The organism is Microcoleus sp. FACHB-SPT15 (assembly GCF_014849525.1).
Lineage (GTDB): Bacteria > Cyanobacteriota > Cyanobacteriia > Cyanobacteriales > Coleofasciculaceae > Symplocastrum > Symplocastrum torsivum.
Genome location: NZ_JACJNU010000050.1, coordinates 71,109 through 84,811, shown reverse-complemented (window position 1 = coordinate 84,811; position 13,703 = coordinate 71,109). Strand labels below are relative to the sequence as shown.

Sequence of the window (13,703 nt, the reverse complement as noted above, 5' to 3'; positions counted from 1 at the left end):
CCCCACCTCTCCCCTTTCCTTATCCTCATTCAAAAAGAGACTTCTTGCGCGATGTCCAACTTTTTCTTTGTTTGTTATGCTGCTGTCAAATACAGGTATTAGGTAACCATCGGTTGTGAAAATTCTGCTAGTAGAGGACGATGAGAGCATTGCCCAACTGCTTCAGGAAGCGCTGACCCATCAGCATTATCTAGTTGAGCTGGCGACAGATGGTCAGGAGGGATTGGAACTAGCAGAAGCATTTGAGTACGATTTGATTTTGCTAGATTTGATGCTGCCAAAGCTAGATGGAATTAGCTTTTGTCGGCAGCGCCGGAAAGCAGGCGATCGCACTCCGATTCTCTTACTCACTGCTCACGATATCAGCACTGATAAAGTTATCGGATTAGATGCCGGCGCGGATGATTATCTAACCAAGCCTTTTGATGTACCTGAGCTACTAGCCCGAATTCGAGCGTTGCTCCGTCGTAACAGTTCTATCGGAACTCCTTTGCTGGAGTGGGAAAATCTGCGTCTTGACCCCAGTAGTTGTAAGGTGACTTACGATGGAGAACTGTTGCGTCTTACGGCTAAGGAATATGCTCTCATAGAGCTTCTTTTACGCAATACTCAGCGAATATTCAGCCAGAGTGCCCTTCTCGATCATCTTTGGTCGTTTGAAGAACCCCCTTCAGAAAATACTGTTAGAGCGCACATCAAGAGCTTACGTCAGAAAATCAAGAAAGCGGGTGCGCCGGAGTTGATTGAGACAGTCTACGGACTTGGGTATCGTCTGAAACCAGCAGAATCAGCACCTAAAAGTCGGGAAGTAGAAACAACACCAATCCCACGTCCTGCTCCCTCTTCAACAACAGCAGCTCATCAAACTCAACCGCCAGTTATACCGGAACTCTCGACAATTTGGGAGCGATTTAAGGGCAAGTACTACGATCGCATCACAATTTTAGAGCAAGCAGTAATGCGATCACGGGAAGGTACGTTCACGGAAGCATTGCAACAACAGGCGGTAAGGGAAGCTCACACATTAGTAGGCTCACTGGGTAGTTTTGGCTTTGTCGAAGCGTCTCGTCTGTCGCGTGAGATTGAACAGAGTCTTCAAGCTGAGGAAGGACTGAATCCGGTTCAGTTGGAGCAACTTTCTGGGCTGCTTGTCGCCTTACGGCAAGCCTTAGAGCAACCAGCAGTTACGTTAAAGGATACGGGAAGCACTGCTCCTGCACCTCAACCGACGGATGGAAAGCCACAAACTCGGTTATTAATCGTGGATGACGATGCACCCCTTGCTCTGGTGTTGCAATCAGAAGCGATAGCGAGGGGAATGCAAGCAGAGGTAGCGACTAACCTTACTCAAGCGAGAGACGCGATCGCTTTATCTCAACCCGATGTGGTATTACTCGATCTGTGCTTCCCTGACTCCGCCGAGAACGGTTTCAGTCTGTTAGTAGAATTGGCAAGCTATCAGCCACCTATTCCTGTTGTGGTTTTTACAGCGCAAGAGAACTTTACCGAGCGCCTCAAAGCGGCGCGTTTAGGAGGACGAAGCTTTTTACAGAAGCCAGTCTCCCCAACTCAGGTTTTAGATGCGATCGCAAAAGTGCTGCAAAAAACGAGCATTCCTGAAGTCAAGCTACTGATTGTTGACGATGACCTTCAGTTACTAGAATTTTTGCGAACTTTACTAGAGCCTTGGGGATTCCAGCTTACTTTACTCAATGATCCCCAGCAGTTTTGGCAGACGCTGGAGCAAACTGCACCTGATTTGCTGATTCTGGATGTAGATATGCCGGAATTAAGTGGTATTGATTTATGTCAGGTAGTCCGCAACGACCCGAACTGGAGTGATTTACCTGTGCTATTTCTATCCGCTCGTACTGATGCAGAAACACTACATCGAGTATTTACTGTTGGTGCAGATGACTACGTGAATAAACCGATTGTGGAACCAGAATTAGTTGCGCGTGTGCTCAATCGCGTCGAACGAGTACGAATCCTGCGTAACTGGCAGAAATTAATTGGGTGAAGTAGCTCATTATTTGCTTATGAGCGCACTTTGTAGGATTGCATCTGACAATTAGAGGAAGCGATCGCTTTTTGGCTGGTGTTGTCTGTTTCTGACACAGACTTTACTGAAGCCTTAAATTTGAGGTAAAAGCATTGCAAAAAGTAGCAAGATAGGAACTTTGCTAGATGACGCAGCCACAAGACGCAGTTGCACTCTTGAATGAGGAAGATCGCTCGCATCCGTCTGAATATCAATCACAGAGTCACAGTATGGTGAAAAAGCTACTAATTACTCTCGCTATCTTGTTGAGTTGTGTGTTTACTTTCTCAACTCTCAATGAATCTGCATTGGCAGCTAATCCACCCATACAATTACTAACCCTTGATGATTTACCAACTGGATTCACCGAATATTCAGGAGTAGCGATCGGAAATTGTACTCCTTCCGAAAGCCAAGGAAATGCTTTTGCACTTCAAAAGGATACAGAGATTGTTGAACTCGTTTGTGTATCTTCAGCACCGCTTGCTAATGTATTTGTAAATAGCGAACCTGGCTCTCCGCTTGGTATAGCCTTCTTAGATGCCATGTTGAGTAGTCCAGACACATTAACACAAGTGCTTGGTCAGGAAAAACCAACAGACTTACAATTCATAGAGCTGACTGGGGTTGGTAATTCAGCAATCGGGTTTAGAGGAAGCATTCAGAATGTTGGAAACACTGATGTTGCCATCTTCCGCAGAGACACAACGTTGAATACGGTTTTTATTATTCACCCAGATCGCACAACTCCCCTCACATCCTTACAAACTATTGCGTCTGTGCTGGATAAGCGAGTGCAATAACGCTTACGCCTTGCTGATAAGCAGCTTGCACGGGGGTTTTTCTAGATTGGTCACTTGTTATGTCCTCTGAGGTACGGGGAATTAAGCCATGAACCAAAACATCAAATTGCTACGACGTTACTTTGACGAACGGTGTTCTCGACTCAGCAGTGCAACACTCGATGTCACAATAACGACTCCAACAAGTTGCAAACCATTTAGCGTTTCCTGAATTGTTAACCAAGCCAAAATGACTGTGAGTGCTGGATTGCTAGCGCTGATCATTGAGGCAGACGCAGCACCGATGCGGCGAATACCAAAGTTGTTCAGCAGGTGTCCAGCAAAAGTTGCGATCGCAGACAGAAGTCCGCCAATCCAGAGGGGAAGCCAAGCAAGCTGAGCCTCATGCACATTCCAAATCAGAAGACTGGCTGCCGATAAGACTAATGTGGTAGTAAAACTGATCCAGGTAAAGGGAACAGGATGTATCGTTTCAAAGCTTTTTTGAGCAATGACGGTATAAAGAGCATACGTTATCCCAGAAGCAATCCCAGTGATGACACCAAGTGAGCTAAATCCATTTGCCGTCTGGGAATGGGGCAGTGTTAGGGAACTGCCCAGTAATATCAACCCCATCACACTCCAACGAAAGAGAGTCGGGCGACTCCCAAACAGCCGCCACGAAAATAGAGTAGTGAAAACGGGATAACTAAAGAAGAGAGTTAGAGCAATGCCCGCAGGAATCAGTCCGATAGAAATGTAGAGCAGGACTAAATAGAGAAACATGAGAATCCCACATCCCACTGATTGCAGTAGAAGTGTGCGTTGTTCTAGATTCCCTAACTGTCTAATATCCTTCCAAGTCGGAGGATAGAGCTTTGGAGCAAGGAATGCCATCAACGGCACGACTAACAGCATCCGCATGAACATCAAGAGAAATGAGTTTTGCGGGGTAGGTGTAACAAAACCTCCAGTTTGAAAGAGTCCCAGAATTGGGTATTCATTAAATAGAACCCTGACAATTACATTTTGAAAACAGAAAAAGACAGACGACAGCAAAACGATCAGAAAGCCAAGCACCGCTGAAATTGACCATGAAGTATAGTCTGATTCTACTGACGTTAAAGGTTTTTCCCTTTTACGTGGCTGACAACACCAGAGAAATACCAGGCTTTGATAAACTATGCTTATCTGCCAAAGTTAGACGATTTCTTCGATTCCCAAGCAAAGATTAACTGCTTTGTGTACGTGTAACTTTGTTGTGTCAAATAGCGGTAACTCCGAAAAGTTCTCTGCTGTTACTAATAAATCAATTTCAGTACAGCCTAATATAATTCCCTCGGCTCCTCTATCAGCAAGATTTTGCATCGCACTAATGTATTCATCTCTAGACTTTTGTGAAATGATACCGTGACATAATTCATCAAAAATAATTGTATCAACTCGTTCGCGCTCTCTGTCTGAAGGTGCAATCAGTTCAATATCAAATTTTTCTTTGAATCTGTTTCTGTAAAAATCTGCCTCCATGACTGGTTTAGTGCCTAGGATACCGATAGTCTTAAGTCCGAGCCTTAGAATTGCTTCGGCAGTGACATCAATAATGTGGACTAAGGGGATTTTAATGGCAGAAGCAATCTGTGGTGCAACCCGATGCATTGTGTTTGTTCCAATAATGAGAAAATCTGCTCCTCCCCGTTCTATCCTCAGCGCTTTGTCAACCAAATAGTTAGCCGCATCTTCCCATTGCTCGTTCCGTACAAATGCTTCAATATTTTGAAAATTCACGCTATACATCAGTATTTCTGCAACTGTATGTCCACCCCTAATTGCCTTCACCTCTTGATTGATTAAGCGATAATATTCAGCAGTAGCTTGGCTGCTCATGCCTCCGAGAAATCCAATCGTCTTCATCGAAATGACTTCATGCTTTCTAGGTTCAGTAACTTTCATACTCATTCTCTACTTTCTTCAAGAATTGCCTTGACAAAATCTCCTATAATTAGTTTTTCATCTTCATGTTCTGGCAGTGGAGTCATAATTTCCAGCATTCCTTGACTATAAGAAAGTCTCGCACTGCGACTTTCACCCAAGCTTTCTAAAATATCTTGAAACTGCTGCCAACTAACATTTCTCAATAACAACTGATGTCCAGGGGGGACGATAATTTGTTCCAGCGGTAAGAGCATTTTTTCTCCATTCGGAATCAAGTGATTAGCTCCTCAAACTGCTGCTTTCTCACTAAATTGACCTACATTCTTCAAGGCATCTAGAAAAGCGAAGACAGCGGGAGTATGAAGCGCGTTAGAAAGAACCGCTGTGCCAATTACTCGCTCTAAGGGAACGGGTAATTTACACACCTGAATTCCTGTTGGTACTGGTTTAACAGCAAGTAGGGGCATAATTGCGGCTCCTAAGCCTTGCATTACCATACTGACTATTGTTGAATCTTCGTTGACTTCGTAAGCAATATTCGGTTGGAATCCTGAAGCTAGGAAATGGTTGTGAATCCGGGTATAACAGGTATCGTTGGCGCAAGGAAAGATTAATGGATGGCTCACTAATTGCTCCCAAGTTAACTGGGAATTCCTTAATTTAGGTGTCGGCGGTAGCAGGACAACATAGTTATCTCGCACAATTTCCCATACCTCAAATTCATCAGTAGCTGGAATATGAGTAAAGCCAATATCAGCACGCCCTTCGCGCAACGCTTGTTCCACACCAACATGATCGAAGTGTTCAATAATTGTTACGGCAATCTTTGGGAACTTGCGCCGAAATCGAGCAATTGCACTTGGCAGGATATGAGTCGCGACACTACGAAACGCTGCAAGCCTTACTGTTCCCCCTTGTAAGCCTTTTTCTAGGTTTGCTTCTTTTGCGATCGCATCTTGTAGTTGTAACATCTGACGCGCCTGTTCAATGACTCGTCTCCCAACTGGCGTTAAATTTGCCCCATGACGTCCTCGCGCCAGTAACTGCACCCCTAACTCTTCTTCTAGAGAGGCGATCGCATGACTGACGGCTGACTGAGACAAATCCAAGTGCAGTGCCGCTTCACTAAAGTTACAATGATCGGCTACGGCGACGAAAGCACGAATTTGAGAGAGCTTCATCAAGTTTCTCCTGAATTTCATTCACAAGATTTGCCTTTACCCACCTTAAACTGCTGCTTTCTCGCTAAATTGCCCCACATTTCTTAGGGCATCTAGAAAGGCGAAGACAGCAGGAGTATGAAGCACATTGCTAAGAATCGCTACCCCAATGACTCGCTCTAAGGGAACGGGTAAACTGTACACTTGCACTCCTGCTGGTAATGGTTCGGCAGCCAGTCGGGGGAGAATCGCTGCCCCCAAACCTTGGACAACCATGCTGACAATCGTTGAGTCTTCATTAACCTCATAAGTGACTCTTAGAGGAAATCCCCAAGTGTGCAAGTGATTGTGAAGCTGGATATAGAAGGCATCCGTGGGACTGGGCAAGATTAATGGGTAGCTTTCTAATTGTTCCCAAGTCACTTGAGTTTTCCTGAGTCTTGGAGTCGGCGGTAGCAGGACAACATACTCATCCTTCAAAAGTTCCCAAGTCTCAAATTCCTCACTAGCAGGAAGAAGCGTAAAGCCAATGTCAGCCCGCCCGTCGTGCATCGCTTGCTCCACTCCTGCATGATCGAGATGTTCGATGATTGTCACAGCAATTTGGGGGAAGCTGTGCCGAAACCGGGCAATCACAACAGGCAGGATATGTGTAGCGACACTGCGAAACGTGGCAATGCGTACACTACCGCCGTTTAAGCCTTTTTCTAAATTGGCTTCCTTCACGATTTCTTCTAGTAGACAAAGCACCTGACGCGCCTGAGTAATCACTCGCTCCCCTACTGGCGTTAACTGCGCTCCCTGACGCCCCCTGATGAGCAAGAGTACCCCCAACTCGTCTTCCAAACTGGCGATCGCATGACTGACTGCCGATTGCGATAAGTCCAATTGCAAGGCTGCCTCACTGAAATTACCGTAGTCCGCTACGGCAACTAAAGCTCGCATCTGAGAGATTTTCAACTTGTATGGATTAATTTCACTCATATGGGTGATGGCAACTTGTTTGAATTATGAATAAGTATTTCAATCTAAATTCGACAGCTATATCTATCTATCGATTTTATTCATACACGTTATGCAAATTATGCTTTGATGGTCAATTAAACAATAGTTAAGCTTAATTTGTAAGAAAAAAGACAGGAAGAACTCCTCTGAGGTAAGCCTCTATGACAAACTCCACCAATTATTCCGATAGAGAAAGCCTAGAACTTCTTCTCAAGGAAACTGAACAAGAGCCAACCAAGAAATCAGGACTATTTTTACGGCTAAATAGGATTTGGCAGCATCTAGTCGAATCTCTGATTCTAGGGCAAGAGCTGAAAATTTGGCAAAGCACTGACCGCTTTGAAAATACTCACTGGTATGCTTACGACCCAGTGACTAATAGCTCTGTAACACGGGATTCTGAAGCTGAAATGCGTGTTTGGGTTGAGCAACGTTATTACCAGTAACTCAAAACTTAAATTGTAAAGTACAGGAGATTTAAAACATGAAACTTTCAACTTATGACCACCTTTTGAAAGCGAGTTCTCCTGAGCTTGAAAAGTCTCAGTCTAAGCTCTTGGGAGTCACTCGTAAGATAGTACATCCTCTCATTACTTTCTGGCGCTTTAGCTGCTACTACGGGAATTTTATTGCTTACCGCCAGTAAAGCAAAATAAGCTCTTTTGGATTTAATTCGCTCCACACGAAAAGGTCAGTTTCAGCCATCAGCGTTAGCTAGTGACACGAGTCCTAGAGACGTTCCGGTGGAACGTTTCTACTTCCCTGAAGCTGACGACTAACTCATCAAAAATCAGAGCAATCGTCATCAATTAGATAATTTAGTTCTAAGCCTTTAGGGGGCTGTTGAGGCATGGGATTTTTGATGAGCTGGACTTGCCCTGCATTCACCCAGCGATAAATTAAGTTCAAATAAACGGTGTGATTTTCAAGATCAACATCTTTGATACGGAACACCGTGTTCTTGGGCCAATACTGATTGTAGTAGCAGCGGCGGTTAATGACGGTCTGGCTCAACTCCCACAATGGTTCTGTTGCTTCTACTTGGGTTGGGGAGAACAATTCCTCATAGTCCGGCCAAGTCGGCTCTACTCTGGGAGGTTGAGCGGGAAAAATTACTAAGTTGTCTGGCTCAGTGTTGGGACGTTTGGCGAACATAATGCACTCTATGTAGTTATTGTCGTCTTTCCATAGATGCTTCTCTAGCGATGAAATAATCCAGAGGATAGGCGTATGGGAAACTCAGGTAGAGAGTAGAGCGACAACTATCAGAAGCCTGACGCACATCCTCACCGCTTCGCGCTACTATCAATTTCTCTGTTCGCGGACGATCTGCTTTTAGGATATCGGTAATTATGACACCTTACCACTACCTGTGGGGATATAGTAACGAAGTGAGTCATACATATAGTAGTTAAGCCTGCGACTGATGTACAATTTACATAATTTATTGAAGTTACTCAACCGCTTCTTCTTGTTCCCTCTGCCACTGAATCAAAAGTTCGCTAGGATTGAACCCCCGATACTGAAGGTAATTCCATAACTGACGCTTCGTCTTGGGTTCGATGGAAAAAAAATCATCAATCTTGTACTTTCGCATCACCTTCGCTTTTAAATCGTCCAGTTCTCCTGGCTCCTCACTCTCTGCTTGTGATTCCCAGATTTGCTCAAATACATCAGCATTAATTCCCTTTTCACGGCATTTACGCTTAATCACAGATTTGCCATACTTACCTTGATAGGAGGAAATCATGCTCTCAACTAAACGTGTGTCAGACTGATACTCTTTACTTTGAAGTTCCTGAAGCGCCTCTGTAATATCGTTTTGTTCAAATCCTTTTTCTTTCGCTTTTTTTATAAGTTCATAAGCGCTGTATTCTCGTCGAGACAAAAGTTGGTAGAAATAGTCTATACAAATCATTTCCTTAAATTTATTATTAAGTTTGATTATTTGATTTTTTTATGCTAAAAATAGCAAAATGAGATGATGAAGATTTTTTAATACTAGCAAATTGATGTTGGGTTAAACAACCAATTACTCGTAATTCAGAGAAAATGATTATCTTTAACGAGAAATTTGAATGCCAATTTCCTCTATTCTGTCTTAGCTTTTTGTAGGGAACATAGTGTGAGTTCGTGCAGAAGATTATTTATCAATTACTTCAAGATTTGACCATAAAAAAATTGACAAGTGATATTCTGATCCCTAACGCTGTAGAAGCAGCGTTTTATTAATAGACTCTAAAAATATGCAGGACAACAGACTCTCTCAACAAATTCAATTTATTGTCGAAATTGACAAACTAAAAGGAGTTTTACGCCAAACGCTTCTAACCGATAGTTCACGGCGGGAAAACAGTGCTGAACACTCGTGGCACCTAGCAATGATGGCAATGCTTCTAAGTGAGTATGCACCAGCACCAGTGAATGTTCTACAAGTTATTAAAATGTTATTGATTCATGACTTAGTAGAAATCGATGCTGGAGATACATTTTGCTACGATGTTCAAGGTAACTTGGGCAAAGCGGAACGGGAGAAACAGGCAGCAGCACGATTGTTTGGACAGCTTCCTGTTGAACAAGGTATAGAATTGCGATCGCTTTGGGAAGAGTTTGAAGCCCAACAGACATCAGAAGCTCAATTTGCCACAGCGTTAGATCGCTTGCAGCCACTATTGCATAATCAGCAAACAGCAGGTGGTACTTGGCGAATTCATGGGATTACGCTTGACAAGGTTATCGAGCGCATGAAGCCGATTAAAACGGGTGCGCCTCAACTTTGGACTTTGGTAGAACAAGTTCTTGAAGAATCTGTAAACGCTGGGTATCTAAAACCAGCACCATAAATCGTTAAAAATAAACAATCCTGCCAAGATTCAGCCAAATAACTTGATTTTCGGCTATTTGCCTAAGGTGACCTCACAAGAGTAGTTTGCTATGTTTGAATGGACTCGTGAACAAAAGTTTATACACCTTGCATAAACTTTGACAGAAACCTAAAAATCTGATGTGTAGAGTGTAGCTACTAATACCTGGTGTCATTAAATTTAAGGGAATACATAGCATACTTGCATGAAAGTTAACAAATTTTATTTGGCTCTGATAGCAATTTTATTTGTTGCCTGTATTATTTTTGCTTTCTATAGAAAATTCAATGACCAATCGAGTTGTCCAGAACCTGTATTAGCGAATTTTAAGGCAGGAAAAACGTATGGTCACCCTTACCAAGTTATTGTTAAACCTTGGAATGGTCGGCATAATGTTTATGCGATTTTTATGCTACCTGTTGAACAAAAGGCAGGAAAAAATCTCTTAGTAACGATAAAAGGAGGTAGAACATACTGCGGCAGAGCCTGGAGAGTGGGAACCGAGTATGAAGGAATACAAGCTAAGCCGGGATATTACTTAATCAAAGCTGGCTTGAAAACTCGGACTTCTAGTTTATTAATTGCACGAGGTTTCATAAAGCAGCTCAAAGACCCGCATAACTGGAACCTAGTTTAAGCGGCTTTTTTATTGATGTTGCTGAATCATTTTAAGGGCAGCAAGGGAAAAAGGAAGATTTTCTCGTCACCGTGAACTATTCCCTTTTCCCTACTGAAAACCATCATCCAAAAATAGCAGCCTCGATGAGAAGCAACGCCTGCTCCATGTCGTCGTTGACAATTTGAACATCAAATTCATCAGCGGCCTCAATTTCAGCTTTTGCACGGGACAATCGTCGAGCGATCGCTTCTTCACTATCCTGACCCCGACCCCGAATCCGTTGTTCTAGTTCCGCTAAAGACGGGGGCAAAATAAAAAGGCGTAAGGCAGTCGGGAACGTGTGATAGATTTTCCTTGCCCCAACCACTTCAATTTCTAAAATTACGGACTGACCGAGTTGAATTTGGCGTTCTACTGGGGTAAGGGGTGTCCCATAGTAATTACCCGCATACTCCGCCCACTCCAAAAGCTCTCCTGCACTCACCATTTGTTCAAACTTGTCACGGTTGACAAAGTAATAGTGTTGTCCGTCGATTTCGCCGGGACGAGGTTGGCGTGTTGTTGCTGAGACGGAAAGATACAGTTCTGGGTGACGTTGCAAAAGCGATCGCAGTAGAGTCCCTTTACCAACCCCACTAGGACCTGTCAAGACAATGAGTTTACCTACTTGCATTTTGACTAAATGAGAGGTTTAATTGCTGCTGGGACCATCTTTGCTAATAACAAAGCGATGAGCAACGGTTTCCGGTTGAATGGCTGAGAGGATGATATGGCTGGAATCAGTGATGATTACAGCTCTAGTGCGACGCCCGTATGTGGCATCAATTAACTGTCCGCGATCGCGTGCATCTGTAATGATGCGCTTGATCGGAGCAGACTCTGGAGAGACAATCGCAACGACTCGGTTTGCCGACACGATGTTACCAAAACCGATGTTAATCAGTTGAATGTCCATGAAGAGCTAACGGCGAGAGCCGCAATACGAGCGATTTTAGAGATTTAACCTCCATGGTATCCACAATAATTTAGGCTTACAAGGCTAAAATCCACAAAAAAGCCGGATTTTTAGGTTTTGACTATCAGCCATCAGCGTTCAGCCGTCAGCTTTTTTTGGTGAACAGCTTATCGCTTGTGGCAAATTTATAAGGGTTTGTACATAGATACAGAGGGGAAATCCACCCACTAAATCAGGAACCAAAGTCATCGATCTGCGAGGATGGAAGTAGATAGATGCTTCACATAACTAATAAAAAGACGGCTTGTAGATGCAACCGGTTGACTTTACTACCCTGATGGCGGCTTGTTGTGAGCTGCGTTCTGAGTGGGTGCCAGGACGCACTGAACAGGTATATCAACGCGATCGCTTTACGATTGCTATTGGCTTGCGTACCCTCAAGAGTCGAGGTTGGCTAACAATTTGCTGGCACCCCCAAGCCGCTCGAATTGGCTTAAGTGACCCACCCCCCCGAACACCAGATACCTTTACCTTTAGTGACCAACTACGGCACCAGTTAACAGGTCTTGCTCTAATTGGGATAGAAGCGATCGCACCGTGGGAGCGTGTACTAGACCTGCAATTTGCTCGACGCCCCGGAGAAGCAGCCAGCTTCCACCTCTACGTCGAAATTATAAGCAAATACAGTAACGTCATCCTCACAGGTGCCGATAATCTGATTATCACTGTTGCTCATCAAGTCAGCTCCCAGCAATCCAGCATTCGCCCGATTCAAACAGGTCAACCCTACGAACGACCACCCGCCCTTACTGGTACGTCCCCCAATTTGAGCGAATCCCAAGAGCGGTGGCAAGAACGAGTGAGTCTCGTACCTGGAGCGCTACAGCGTCAATTGCTCAAAAGTTACCGGGGTTTAAGTCCAGCACTAGTGCGTTCGATGGCACAAGCTGCCGATTTAAACCCTGACCAATCTACCGAGAGCCTTGATACCTCCGACTGGCAACGGCTATTTCAGCGTTGGCAAGAATGGTTGCAAGTAATGGGGAATGGGGAAGACATCGGTGGGAGTCAATCTGCAACAGTAGACACGTCTTCGCACTCCTCCCAGTTCCAACCTGGCTGGACAACTCAGGGATACACCGTTTTAGGCTGGGGGATGATTGAGCCAGTGTCGAATGTTCAATCCTTACTGGATTCCTACTACACTGCTGAACTCAACCAACAAGAATTTGCCCAGTTGCGTCACCAACTCACGCAGAAGCTCGGCAATATTTTAGGAAAATTACGCCAGAAAGCCTCTACCTTTGAAGAACGGTTGCAGCAATCTGACCAAGCCGACCAGCAACGACAACAAGCTGACCTACTAATGGCGCACCTCCACGAGTGGGAACCGGGGATGAAGAGCATTACCCTAGCTGACTTTGATACTGGCAAGCCAGTGACGATTCCTTTGAATCCAGAAAAGAATGCTGTTCAAAATGCCCAAGCCCTATACAAGCGCCACCAAAAGCTCAAACGTGCTCGCAAAGCCGTTGAACCACTGCTCAAGGATGTGCAAGAAGAAATTCAGTATTTAGAACAGGTAGAAGCATCCTTAAACCAACTCGATACTTACGCGACTCCCGAAGATTTACAGACACTGCAAGAAATTCGCGAGGAACTGATTGGGCAACGCTATCTCGATGCCCCAGAACAACGTAGTCGCGAGGTCAGCAATGTCTCTGAGCCACATCGGTATCGAACACCTAGTGGGTTTGAGTTGTTGATTGGTCGAAACAATCGACAGAATGACCAACTCACCTTTCGCACGGCTGGTGATTATGACCTCTGGTTCCACACTCAAGAAATTGCTGGTAGCCATGTCCTCATGCGTCTACAGGCGGGAACTGTACCTGATGAAGCAGATTTACAGTTTGCCGCAGATCTCGCCGCGCACTACAGCCAAGCGCGTCAGAGCGACCAAGTTCCAGTTGTCTACACAGAACCCAAGCACGTCTATAAGCCAAAGGGAGCTAAACCTGGCATGGCGATTTATAAACGAGAACGAATCCTTTGGGGGCGTCCTCAAAAAGGCAACAACTATCTTTTGGAGGATGACACCCTATAAAACTGTAAATTTTGGTTACAGAAAAATCGTGTTTTCTGTTACGATAAGTACAAAGAAATCTTACTGCTGCCGAATTGGGAACGCGCAGCTTGGGCTTTCTCTATGTAGAGCGACAACATAATTTTTAATTATTATCAGACCAGCTACCGTTATAGCTGGTCTTTTTTGATACAAATTGCTCATAAATTGATGTGCACATAGCAGAAAGCGGTCAGCCATCAGCGGTCAGCTTCGAGTT

16 protein-coding genes are annotated in these 13,703 nt (G+C 44.4%); 7 read left to right on the top strand and 9 right to left on the bottom strand.

From position 1 onward, the window contains the following. Positions 1-115 precede the first annotated feature (115 nt). Together H6F98_RS17470 and H6F98_RS17465 are read left to right on the top strand one after the other, a co-directional pair. Positions 116-2,020 (top strand): response regulator, encoded by a 1,905-nt coding sequence (locus H6F98_RS17470; RefSeq protein ID WP_192219970.1) that lies wholly within the window; start codon positions 116-118, stop codon positions 2,018-2,020. 167 nt (positions 2,021-2,187) lie between these two features. Beyond that, a complete protein-coding gene (locus H6F98_RS17465; protein WP_192219969.1) occupies positions 2,188-2,844 on the top strand; it encodes a hypothetical protein in 657 nt (218 codons plus the stop codon). A 117-nt stretch (positions 2,845-2,961) separates the two neighbouring features. On the opposite strand, the gene H6F98_RS17460 is transcribed toward H6F98_RS17465, so the two are convergent. From H6F98_RS17460 to H6F98_RS17440, 5 genes are all read right to left on the bottom strand, one after another. Then, positions 2,962-3,903 (bottom strand): DMT family transporter, encoded by a 942-nt coding sequence (locus tag H6F98_RS17460; protein ID WP_192219968.1) that lies wholly within the window; start codon positions 3,901-3,903, stop codon positions 2,962-2,964. 120 nt (positions 3,904-4,023) lie between these two features. Further along, complete coding sequence (locus H6F98_RS17455; protein WP_199348607.1) at positions 4,024-4,773, bottom strand: aspartate/glutamate racemase family protein; 750 nt, start codon at positions 4,771-4,773, stop codon at positions 4,024-4,026. Positions 4,774-4,775: 2 nt separating this feature from the next. Next, the gene (locus tag H6F98_RS17450; protein WP_242058584.1) at positions 4,776-5,030 is read right to left on the bottom strand and encodes a hypothetical protein; all 255 of its coding nucleotides are present in this window, start codon (positions 5,028-5,030) and stop codon (positions 4,776-4,778) included. 12 nt (positions 5,031-5,042) lie between these two features. Further along, positions 5,043-5,936, bottom strand: a complete 894-nt coding sequence (locus H6F98_RS17445; protein ID WP_192219967.1) for a LysR family transcriptional regulator — start codon at positions 5,934-5,936, stop codon at positions 5,043-5,045. 45 nt (positions 5,937-5,981) lie between these two features. Further along, the gene (locus tag H6F98_RS17440) at positions 5,982-6,899 is read right to left on the bottom strand and encodes a LysR family transcriptional regulator (RefSeq protein WP_192219966.1); all 918 of its coding nucleotides are present in this window, start codon (positions 6,897-6,899) and stop codon (positions 5,982-5,984) included. A gap of 182 nt (positions 6,900-7,081) precedes the next feature. Here H6F98_RS17440 and H6F98_RS17435 point away from each other — a divergent pair, with 182 nt between their 5' ends. Both H6F98_RS17435 and H6F98_RS17430 read left to right on the top strand, forming a co-directional pair. Then, entirely contained in the window at positions 7,082-7,366 is a 285-nt protein-coding gene (locus H6F98_RS17435; RefSeq protein ID WP_192219965.1) for a hypothetical protein, read from the top strand. Between the two features lie 38 nt (positions 7,367-7,404). Continuing rightward, entirely contained in the window at positions 7,405-7,566 is a 162-nt protein-coding gene (locus tag H6F98_RS17430; RefSeq protein WP_192219964.1) for a hypothetical protein, read from the top strand. 137 nt (positions 7,567-7,703) lie between these two features. On the opposite strand, the gene H6F98_RS17425 is transcribed toward H6F98_RS17430, so the two are convergent. After that, positions 7,704-8,075, bottom strand: coding sequence for a hypothetical protein (locus H6F98_RS17425; protein ID WP_192219963.1), 372 nt, complete (start codon positions 8,073-8,075; stop codon positions 7,704-7,706). A gap of 298 nt (positions 8,076-8,373) precedes the next feature. Then, positions 8,374-8,838 carry a regulatory protein RecX gene (locus tag H6F98_RS17420; protein ID WP_192219962.1) on the bottom strand — a complete coding sequence of 155 codons (465 nt, stop codon included), beginning with the start codon at positions 8,836-8,838 and terminating at the stop codon, positions 8,374-8,376. A 328-nt stretch (positions 8,839-9,166) separates the two neighbouring features. On the opposite strand from H6F98_RS17420, the gene H6F98_RS17415 reads away from it, so the two are divergent. Both H6F98_RS17415 and H6F98_RS17410 read left to right on the top strand, forming a co-directional pair. Further along, the gene (locus H6F98_RS17415) at positions 9,167-9,763 is read left to right on the top strand and encodes an HD family hydrolase (protein WP_192219961.1); all 597 of its coding nucleotides are present in this window, start codon (positions 9,167-9,169) and stop codon (positions 9,761-9,763) included. Between the two features lie 226 nt (positions 9,764-9,989). After that, complete coding sequence (locus H6F98_RS17410; RefSeq protein ID WP_192219960.1) at positions 9,990-10,421, top strand: hypothetical protein; 432 nt, start codon at positions 9,990-9,992, stop codon at positions 10,419-10,421. 103 nt (positions 10,422-10,524) lie between these two features. Here H6F98_RS17410 and gmk read toward each other — a convergent pair whose 3' ends face one another. Together gmk and remA are read right to left on the bottom strand one after the other, a co-directional pair. Further along, positions 10,525-11,076, bottom strand: a complete 552-nt coding sequence (gene gmk / locus H6F98_RS17405) for a guanylate kinase (protein WP_192219959.1) — start codon at positions 11,074-11,076, stop codon at positions 10,525-10,527. A gap of 18 nt (positions 11,077-11,094) precedes the next feature. After that, positions 11,095-11,358, bottom strand: coding sequence for an extracellular matrix/biofilm regulator RemA (gene remA / locus H6F98_RS17400; protein ID WP_192219958.1), 264 nt, complete (start codon positions 11,356-11,358; stop codon positions 11,095-11,097). 310 nt (positions 11,359-11,668) lie between these two features. On the opposite strand from remA, the gene H6F98_RS17395 reads away from it, so the two are divergent. Beyond that, complete coding sequence (locus H6F98_RS17395) at positions 11,669-13,465, top strand: NFACT family protein (protein WP_192219957.1); 1,797 nt, start codon at positions 11,669-11,671, stop codon at positions 13,463-13,465. Positions 13,466-13,703 lie beyond the last annotated feature (238 nt).